The following is an 8,057-nucleotide window of genomic DNA, read 5'->3' as shown; positions in this document are numbered from 1 at the left end:
GACGCACAGTGGCTACGCCGAGGCGGGCCATCGGCGTAGCCACTGTGCGTCGAGGGAGGACACAAGAAGTACATCCGACCGTGACTGCGCACGTCACAGATCCGTGCCGGTCGTACCGCCCGTGCCCGGGCGGAACCCGAAGGCGCTGCGTGCCGCCATCGCCCGGGGTCCGAAGCTCAACGCGCACATGGCCGATCTCCACCGGCGTGCGTCCGAACCCATGACGGACGACGGGTTTATGCCCTGCCTTGGCGAAAGGGCTGAACAAGGCCAAGGAGGCCCTGCGGTGAGCCGTTCCGCCCGTCCCTCGGCCCCCCGGGCTTCGGCGGGCCGGGATTCAGGCGTGCGTGCCCGGATCGGCTCCGCGCTGGGCGGTCTGGTCCTGACTCCGGGACACCTGCCGACGATCTACGTCACCTGCATTGCGTACATGGCGAACCCGGCCGGGCCCTGGGACAGCGAGACCGTCTTCCACTCGGACATCGCCTCCGGTCCCGCCCTGGTCCTCTCGGGCATCACGGCACTGCTGACCTGGCTGTTCGTCAAAGTCGAGTGGCTGCGCGGGCGGTGGTACGCCGTCCCCGCCCTTCTGGCCGCCGCCGCGGTGCTGCGGCTGACCCCGCTGGCTCCCGGGCTCTGAGTGCTCTCGGCCGGGTGGCGGCCGGGCGGGGCGCCGTGGGAAGCAGCGGCAGGCGTGCTGCTCAGCGCAGCCGCTTCGCGAAGCACTTGCTCGACTCGTACTCGCGGTAGTAGCCGAACTTGGCGCAGGGCTCGTAGCCGCTGGAGGTGTACAGGGCGATGGCCTCCGGCTGCTTGTCGCCGGTCTCCAGGACCATGCGCACCCGGCCGGCGGCGCGGGCGTCCTCCTCCAGGGCGGCGAGGATGCGGCGGGCCAGGCCCCGGCCGCGCATGGAGGGGATCACATACATCCGCTTCAGTTCCGCGTCGCCGTCCTCGTTGCCCTGGTCGTTCTTGTCCTGGCGGCGCCAGCCGCCCGAGGCGACCGGGGTGCCGTCCTCGTCGTAGGCGATCAGGAACAGGCCGTTCGGAGGACGGAAGTCGGCCGGGGCGAGGGGCGTGGCATCGCCGCCGTCGCCGTAGCGGACGTGGTACTCGGCCTGGACCTCGTCGTTCAGCTTGACGGCGTCGGGGTGGTCGAAGGGTACGGGGCGGATGTCCATGGGGCGAACCGTATGTCGATGCGGTAAGGGGCAGGGAACAAGAACGCAAACAGAGCAACGGTAGCCGAAAACCCCTCGCCCGGTGGGCGGGTATGGTGCCCGCGTGCTGACTGTGACCTCCGTCAATGTGAATGGACTGCGTGCCGCCGCCCGGAAGGGCTTCGTGGAGTGGCTCGCCGGGACCCGGGCCGATGTGCTGTGCCTGCAGGAGGTGCGCGCCGAGCCCCACCAGCTGCCCGAGCACGTCCGCACGCCCGACGGCTGGCACGTCGTGCACGCGCCCGCCGCCGCCAAGGGCCGTGCCGGAGTCTCGCTCTACACCCGCCGTGAACCCGACCGGGTGCGCATCGGCTTCGGGTCGGCCGAGTTCGACGGCAGCGGGCGGTACGTCGAGGCCGACCTGCCCGGTGTCACGGTCGCCAGCCTGTACCTGCCCTCCGGTGAGGTCGGCACCGAGCGGCAGGAGGAGAAGGTCCGCTTCATGGGCGAGTTCCTCGCCTATCTGAAGGAGCTGCGCGAGCGGGCCGCCGCCGACGGCCGCGAGGTCCTCGTCTGCGGCGACTGGAACATCGCCCACCAGCAGGCCGACCTGAAGAACTGGCGCGGCAACACCAAGAACTCCGGCTTCCTGCCGGAGGAGCGGGAGTGGCTGACCCGGGTCTTCGACCCGGAGGACGGCGGATACGTGGACGTGGTGCGAGCGCTGCACCCGGGGGCCGAGGGGCCGTACACCTGGTGGTCGTACCGGGGGCGTGCCTTCGACAACGACGCGGGATGGCGCATCGACTACCACGTGGCCACGCCCGGTCTTGCCGCCGGGGCCGTCAAGGGCTTCGTCGAGCGGGCGGCCACCCATGCCGAGCGGTGGTCCGATCACGCGCCGGTGACCGTGGTGTACGACCTCCGGGCGCCGTGACCTACTGCGCCTGCTTGCGTGCCCTGCGGTCCAGGGCCATCGACAGCTCCGCCTCCACCGCGCTCTTCGCCAGCGGGCGCAGGCGCGGGAGGTCCTCCTCGGAGGCGTGACGGAGGATCAGGTCGGTGAACAGGGCGGCCAGGGCGTCGGCGTGTTCGCGGACACGGCGGCCGGCGTCGAGGACCTCGGCGAGGGGGACGCCCTCACGGACCAGGGCGGAGGAGACCTCCAGCAGACGGCGGCTGACGTGGACGATCTCGTCGCCGTCGGTGCCGATGTAGCCGAGTTCCATGGCGGCGGCCAGGTTCTCGGCCGTGACCTCGCCGGCGAAGTGGTCGGCGAGCTCCTCCGGGGTGAGACGGACCGGGGTCTCCTCCGTCGGGGCGTTCAGGCCCAGCAGGTCGCCGACGTCCCGGCCGTGGTCGAAGGCCTCCGCCAGCTCCGCTATGCCGCTGAGGGTGTGGCCGCGTGCCAGCAGTGCCGAGATCGTGCGCAGGCGCGCGAGGTGGTGGTCGTTGTACCAGGCGATACGGCCCTCGCGGCGGGGCGGCGGGATCAGCTTGCGTTCGCGGTAGAAGCGCAGGGTGCGCACGGTGATGCCGGCCAGCCGGGCCAGTTCCTCCATGCGGTACTCGCGGCGGCCGTCGCGCTTCTCCCTGTCCTCTGCCACGGCAGCAGCCTATGTTGTACCGCGGGTAACTTTCCTTGTCCGCCCTCTACCGATCGGTACGGACCTCCTCTACGCTCCCCACTGTGCCAGTGTTCACTGGCACAGTTGCCGAGAGCTGGACGCGAGCCGTGGTACGCGAGGCAGGGAGGGGCGCGATGTCCGAGCACGAGCATGTGCGGGTCGCGGTGGTCGGAAGCGGGTTCGGCGGGCTGGGTGCCGCCGTGCGGCTGCGCCGGGAGGGGATCACCGACTTCGTGGTCCTGGAACGGGCCGGCAGCGTCGGCGGCACCTGGCGCGACAACAGTTATCCGGGGTGCGCCTGCGATGTGCCCTCGCATCTGTACTCGTTCTCCTTCGCCCCCAACCCCGACTGGCCGCGCGCCTTTTCCGGGCAGGAGCACATCCGCGCGTACCTGGAGCGCGTGACCGACGTCTTCGGTCTCCGCCCGCACATCCGCTTCCACAGCGAGGTCACGCGGATGGTCTGGGACACGGAGAGGCTGTGCTGGGACATCGAGACCACCGGGGGGAATCTCTCCGCCGACGTCGTCGTCTCCGCCACCGGGCCGCTGTCCGACCCCAGGATCCCGGACATCCCCGGACTCGACACCTTCCCCGGCAAGATCTTCCACTCCGCCCGCTGGGACCACGACTACGACCTCGCCGGCAAGCGGGTCGCCATGGTCGGCACCGGTGCCTCCGCCATCCAGATCGTGCCGTCCATCCAGCCCGAGGTCGCCCGGCTCACCGTCTTCCAGCGCACCCCGCCCTGGGTGCTGCCCCGCATGGACCGCGCGATCAGCGGTGCCGAGCGCTTCCTGCACCGCACGCTGCCGTTCACCGCGCAGCTGCGCCGCGGAGTGCTCTGGGGGATCCGGGAGCTGCAGGTCCAGGCGTTCACCAAGCACCCCGGGCAGCTGGGGTTCGTCGAACGGCTGGCCAGGAGCCACATGGCCCGCGCCATCAAGGACCCGGAGCTGCGCGCCAAGCTCACCCCGGACTACCGCATCGGCTGCAAGCGGATCCTGCTGTCCAACACGTACTATCCGGCGCTCGCGCAGGACAACGTGGACGTGGTGGCGAGCGGGCTCAGCGAGGTCCGCGGCTCGACCGTCGTCGCCGCCGACGGCACCGAGGCGGAGGTCGACGCGATCGTCTTCGGCACGGGCTTCCACGTCACGGACATGCCGATCGCCGAACGGGTCGTCGGCGCGGACGGCCGTACGCTCGCGGAGACCTGGAAGAACGGCATGGCGGCGCTGCGCGGCGCCTCCGCCGCCGGCTTCCCGAACTGGATGACGATCATCGGGCCCAACACCGGCCTCGGGAACTCCTCGATGATCCTCATGATCGAGTCCCAGCTGAACTACATGGCCGATTTCCTGCGGCAGTTGGACGTCCTCGGCGGCCGGGTCGCCCTGGACGCCCGCCCGAGCGCGGTGAACGCCTGGAACCGCAAGGTGCAGGCGCGCATGGAGCGCACGGTGTGGAACACCGGCGGCTGCACCAGCTGGTACCTGGACGCCAATGGCCGCAACACCACCATCTGGCCCGGTACGACGAGCGAGTTCCGGCGGGCCACCCGGCGGGTGGACCTGATGGAGTACCGGATCATCCGGGCAGCCGGACGGGCCCGCGGGAACGACAACGACGACGCACGGGTCAGGGAGGGCGTATGAGCAGGGCTGTTCTGGAGGGACGGGTCGCGGTCGTCACGGGGGCGGCACGGGGCGTCGGCGAGCTGCTCGCACGCAAGCTGTCCGCGCGCGGGGTGCGGATCGCCCTGGTGGGGCTGGAGCCGGACCGGCTCAAGCAGGTCTCCGAACGGCTGCACGCCGAGAGCGCCCTCTGGCATGCCGACGTCACCGACCACGAGGCGATGACACAGGTCGCCGCGGAGGTCGAGGAGCGGTTCGGACGGGTCGACATCGTGGTCGCCAACGCCGGTGTGGCGACCGGCGGTCCGTTCGCCACGTCCGATCCGGAGGCATGGCGGCGGGTGATCGAGGTCAACCTGATCGGATCGGCGGTCACCGGGCGGGTGTTCCTGCCGGCGCTCGTGCGCAGCCGGGGCTATCTGCTGCAGATCGCCTCGCTCGCCGCGATCACCCCGGCGCCGATGATGACGGCGTACTGCGCCTCCAAGTCCGGTGTGGAGGCGTACGCGCACAGTCTGCGGGCCGAAGTCGGCCACCAGGGCGTGCGGGTGGGCGTGGCCTATCTGTCGTGGACCGACACCGACATGGTGCGCGGGGCCGACCAGCACGACGTCATGCGGGAGTTGAGGCAGCGTCTGCCGTGGCCGTCGAACAAGACCTATCCGCTGGGTCCGGCGGTGGACCGGATCGTGGCCGGCATCGAGCGGCGCGCCCCCCATGTGTACGGGCAGTGGTGGCTGCGGGGGATGCAGGGCGTGCGCGGATGGCTGCCGGGGCTCATCGGGACCATGGGACCACGGGAGATGAGGCGGTTCGCGGACCGGCTCGCGGGGATGCGGACCGGACTGGTCGGTGCGGGAGGCGCGGCCGACGAGCAGCACCGGACGGCGTCGGCCACGCACCGTGACTGATCGACATGCGCAGGGTCACCGCCCGTGTGAATCTGGTCGAGGCCGATCCCCTCGTCCACAGGGGATCACCCTCACCCATACGGGAGTGAATCAGCATGGGCATGAAGGACAAGTCTCAGGGCCAGTCCGGGCAGGCGCAGCGGCAGGGCAGGGAAAGGCCCGGCGAGAGCCGTGAGAAGGCGGGTCAGCGCACCTCCCAGCCGCAGGAGCGCGGCCGGCAGGGCATCGGCGGCACGCATGACGAGATGCGTGACCAGGACCGCTACAACCAGGACTACGACCGGTAGTCGGGGTTGGCGCTGCCTTCGGCTTCTGCCGTGACGACGTGGGGTGCTCCGGGTGCCGGGGCACCCCACGTGCGGCAAGGGGCGCACGGAGGGGCGCACGGAGGTTCTCCAGTGGCGGGTTCGGGGGCTTCGGCAGGCGGATTCAGGGGGCTTCGGCAGGCGGGTTCGGGCTCAGGGGTGTTCGGCGGTCGCGTGCAAGGGAGTTCAAGGGCGCCCGGGGCGTTCGCACGCCGGCCGACGGGAGGTTCAGGGGCGCGGCGGCAGCTTCGGCCGTGAGCGGTCGGGTACGTCGCTGTAGTCGGGCGGGGTCGCCGCGGGGTTGGCCTCCAGCAGTTCCAGGGCCAGTTCGATGGCGTCGTCCGTCTCGACACGGCGGCCCTCGGCCCAGTCCAGGGGGGTGCGCAGACTTTCCACGTCGGGGGAGACGCCGTGGTTCTCGACGGACCAGCCGTAGGCGTCGAACCAGGCCGCGTTCATCGGCACGGTGATGACCGTGCCGTCGCCGAGGCGGTGCCGGCCGGTCATGCCGACCACACCGCCCCAGGTGCGCTGACCGACCACCGGGCCCAGCTTCAGCAGTTTGAAGGCCGCGGTGATCATGTCGCCGTCGGAGGAGGTCGCCTCGTCGGCGAGGGCCACGATCGGGCCGCGGGGCGCGTCGGAGGTGTACGACACGGGCTGGGCGCCCCGGGTCAGGTCCCAGCCGAGGATGGTCCGGGTCAGCTTCTCGATGACCAGTTCGCTGATGTGGCCGCCGGCGTTGCCGCGGACGTCGACGATCAGCGCGGGCCGGGACATCTCCATGCGCAGGTCCCGGGTGAACTGGGCCCAGCCGGAGCCGCCCATGTCGGGGATGTGCAGGTAGCCGCAGCGGCCACCGCTCAGCTTCCGTACGACGGCACGCCGGTTGGCCACCCAGTCCTGGTAGCGCAGCGGACGCTCGTCGATCAGGGGGACGACGGCGACCCGGCGGGGCGGTCCGCCCTCCGCGGGCTCGAACGTCAGCTCCGCCGTCGTCCCGCCCGACCCGGCCAGCAGAGGGGCCGGGCCCGTCACCGGGTCCACCGGGCGGCCGTCCACATGGGTCAGGACCGCGCCCTCGCGGATGCCGGTGCCGGCCAGCGGGGAGCGGGCCCTGGAGTCGGAGGACTCGCCGGGCAGGATCCGTTCGACGACCCAGCGGCCCTCGCGGCACACCAGGTCGGCGCCGAGCAGGCCCTGGTGGCGCTGGTAGGGGGCGGGGCCCTCGTTGCGGCGGGCGGCGATGACGTAGGCGTGGGAGGTGCCCAGCTCGCCGAGCACTTCGCGCAGCAGGTCGGCGAACTCGTCGGGGGACGCGACGCGTTCGACCAGCGGGCGGTACTGGGCGAGCACGCCGTCCCAGTCGATGCCGCACATCCGGGGCTCCCAGAAGTAGGCCCGGATCAGCCGGCCCGCCTCCTCGTACGCCTGGCGCCACTCGGCGGGCGGGTCCACCACGTGCAGGATCCGGCGCAGGTCGATCCAGGTGGTGGTGTCGCCGTCGCCGATCTCCGTGGACGGCACCGCGCGCAGTTCGCCCTCGTCGGAGACGACGAGCCGGGTGCCGTCGCCGCTGACCTCGAAGAAGTCGAGATGGGCCACGAGGTCGCGCTTCTTCGCCCTGCTGAGGTCGAAGTGCTCCAGGGTGGGCCGGCCGGAGGTGTCGTCCGGGTTGGCGAACGTCTCGCCCAGCGCGCCGGAGATCGGCCAGCGCAGCCAGACCAGGCCGCCGCCGGCGACCGGGCGCAGCGCGGAGTACTTGGAGGCGATGACCGGGAACGGCGTGACCCGGTTCTCCAGGCCCTCGGTCTCGACGGTCACCGCGCCGGTCTCGCCGGTCCCCTCGTCCTCGACGGGGTCCAGGCCGCCGGCGGCCGGCCGGCCCTCGGGGTTGAGTGCGAAGGGGGAGGGCGTCGCGGAGGACAGCGGGACCAGATAGGGCTTGCAGCCCAGCGGGAAGGACAGGTCCCCGGTGTGCACGTCGTACACCGGGTCGAAGCCGCGCCAGGACAGGAAGGCCAGATAGCGGCCGTCCCGGGTGAAGACCGGGTTCTCGTCCTCGAAACGGCCGTCGGTCACGTCGACGATCAGCCGGTCCTTGATCCGGGCCAGCCTGATCTGCCGCAACGACCGTCCCACCCGGGGCTGCGACCAGGCCAGCCACGCTCCGTCCGGTGAGAACGCGAGGTCCCGTACGGGCCCGTTGTCGGACCGCACCAGTTCGGTGACGCCGTCACGGGGCCCCGTCCCGTCCCCGGCGGGGCCGCCCGCGGCCCGTGCCGCTTCCGGGCCGCCGGGGGCGGCCGGCTGCTCGTTCACCTCCAAAAGCAGCAGACGGCCGTCGTGGGAGGCCACGGCCAGGCGTTCGCCGGCGGGGTCGGAGGTCAGCTCCAGGACGCGGCCGAGGCGGCCG

At 71.7% G+C, this 8,057-nt stretch carries 8 protein-coding genes; 5 read left to right on the top strand and 3 right to left on the bottom strand.

What is annotated here, in order from left to right; translation table 11 throughout:
• Positions 1 to 343: 343 nt before the first annotated feature.
• Positions 344 to 640 (top strand): hypothetical protein, encoded by a 297-nt coding sequence (locus tag CCN35_RS25220; RefSeq protein WP_086794444.1) that lies wholly within the window; start codon positions 344 to 346, stop codon positions 638 to 640.
• 61 nt (positions 641 to 701) lie between these two features.
• On the opposite strand, the gene CCN35_RS25215 is transcribed toward CCN35_RS25220, so the two are convergent.
• Positions 702 to 1,181, bottom strand: a complete 480-nt coding sequence (locus CCN35_RS25215) for a GNAT family N-acetyltransferase (protein ID WP_067396312.1) — start codon at positions 1,179 to 1,181, stop codon at positions 702 to 704.
• 103 nt (positions 1,182 to 1,284) lie between these two features.
• On the opposite strand from CCN35_RS25215, the gene CCN35_RS25210 reads away from it, so the two are divergent.
• Complete coding sequence (locus CCN35_RS25210; protein WP_067396316.1) at positions 1,285 to 2,097, top strand: exodeoxyribonuclease III; 813 nt, start codon at positions 1,285 to 1,287, stop codon at positions 2,095 to 2,097.
• Position 2,098: 1 nt separating this feature from the next.
• Here the strand turns inward: CCN35_RS25210 and CCN35_RS25205 are convergent, their stop codons facing one another.
• Positions 2,099 to 2,722 (bottom strand): MerR family transcriptional regulator, encoded by a 624-nt coding sequence (locus tag CCN35_RS25205; protein ID WP_067396484.1) that lies wholly within the window; start codon positions 2,720 to 2,722, stop codon positions 2,099 to 2,101.
• A gap of 200 nt (positions 2,723 to 2,922) precedes the next feature.
• Here CCN35_RS25205 and CCN35_RS25200 point away from each other — a divergent pair, with 200 nt between their 5' ends.
• From CCN35_RS25200 to CCN35_RS25190, 3 genes are all read left to right on the top strand, one after another.
• Positions 2,923 to 4,446 (top strand): flavin-containing monooxygenase, encoded by a 1,524-nt coding sequence (locus CCN35_RS25200; RefSeq protein ID WP_067396320.1) that lies wholly within the window; start codon positions 2,923 to 2,925, stop codon positions 4,444 to 4,446.
• On the top strand, positions 4,443 to 5,336 hold the full coding sequence (locus tag CCN35_RS25195) for an SDR family oxidoreductase (RefSeq protein ID WP_067396328.1): 894 nt from the start codon (positions 4,443 to 4,445) through the stop codon (positions 5,334 to 5,336). Before CCN35_RS25200 ends, CCN35_RS25195 begins: the two co-directional genes overlap by 4 nt.
• 101 nt (positions 5,337 to 5,437) lie before the next feature.
• The gene (locus CCN35_RS25190) at positions 5,438 to 5,623 is read left to right on the top strand and encodes a hypothetical protein (protein ID WP_067396487.1); all 186 of its coding nucleotides are present in this window, start codon (positions 5,438 to 5,440) and stop codon (positions 5,621 to 5,623) included.
• Positions 5,624 to 5,869: 246 nt separating this feature from the next.
• Here the strand turns inward: CCN35_RS25190 and CCN35_RS25185 are convergent.
• Positions 5,870 to 8,057 (bottom strand): S41 family peptidase (locus tag CCN35_RS25185; protein ID WP_211285578.1); only part of this gene is annotated, 2,188 nt, incomplete at its 5' end.

Origin of the sequence: Streptomyces thermovulgaris (assembly GCF_002155915.1) — a bacterium.
In the GTDB taxonomy this organism is placed as follows: domain Bacteria; phylum Actinomycetota; class Actinomycetes; order Streptomycetales; family Streptomycetaceae; genus Streptomyces; species Streptomyces thermovulgaris.
The sequence above is the reverse complement of the archived record's forward strand: the minus strand, read 5'-3'. Positions and strand labels throughout refer to the sequence as shown.

Excerpts from the sequence above, each read along its gene's own strand:
- CCN35_RS25205 (WP_067396484.1), bottom strand. The coding sequence starts at position 2,722 with ATGGAGGAACTGGCCCGGCTGGCCGGCATCACCGTGCGCACCCTGCGC.
- CCN35_RS25215 (WP_067396312.1), bottom strand. The coding sequence starts at position 1,181 with ATGGACATCCGCCCCGTACCCTTCGACCACCCCGACGCCGTCAAGCTG.
- CCN35_RS25195 (WP_067396328.1), top strand. The coding sequence starts at position 4,443 with ATGAGCAGGGCTGTTCTGGAGGGACGGGTCGCGGTCGTCACGGGGGCG.
- CCN35_RS25190 (WP_067396487.1), top strand. The coding sequence starts at position 5,438 with ATGAAGGACAAGTCTCAGGGCCAGTCCGGGCAGGCGCAGCGGCAGGGC.
- CCN35_RS25200 (WP_067396320.1), top strand. The coding sequence starts at position 2,923 with ATGTCCGAGCACGAGCATGTGCGGGTCGCGGTGGTCGGAAGCGGGTTC.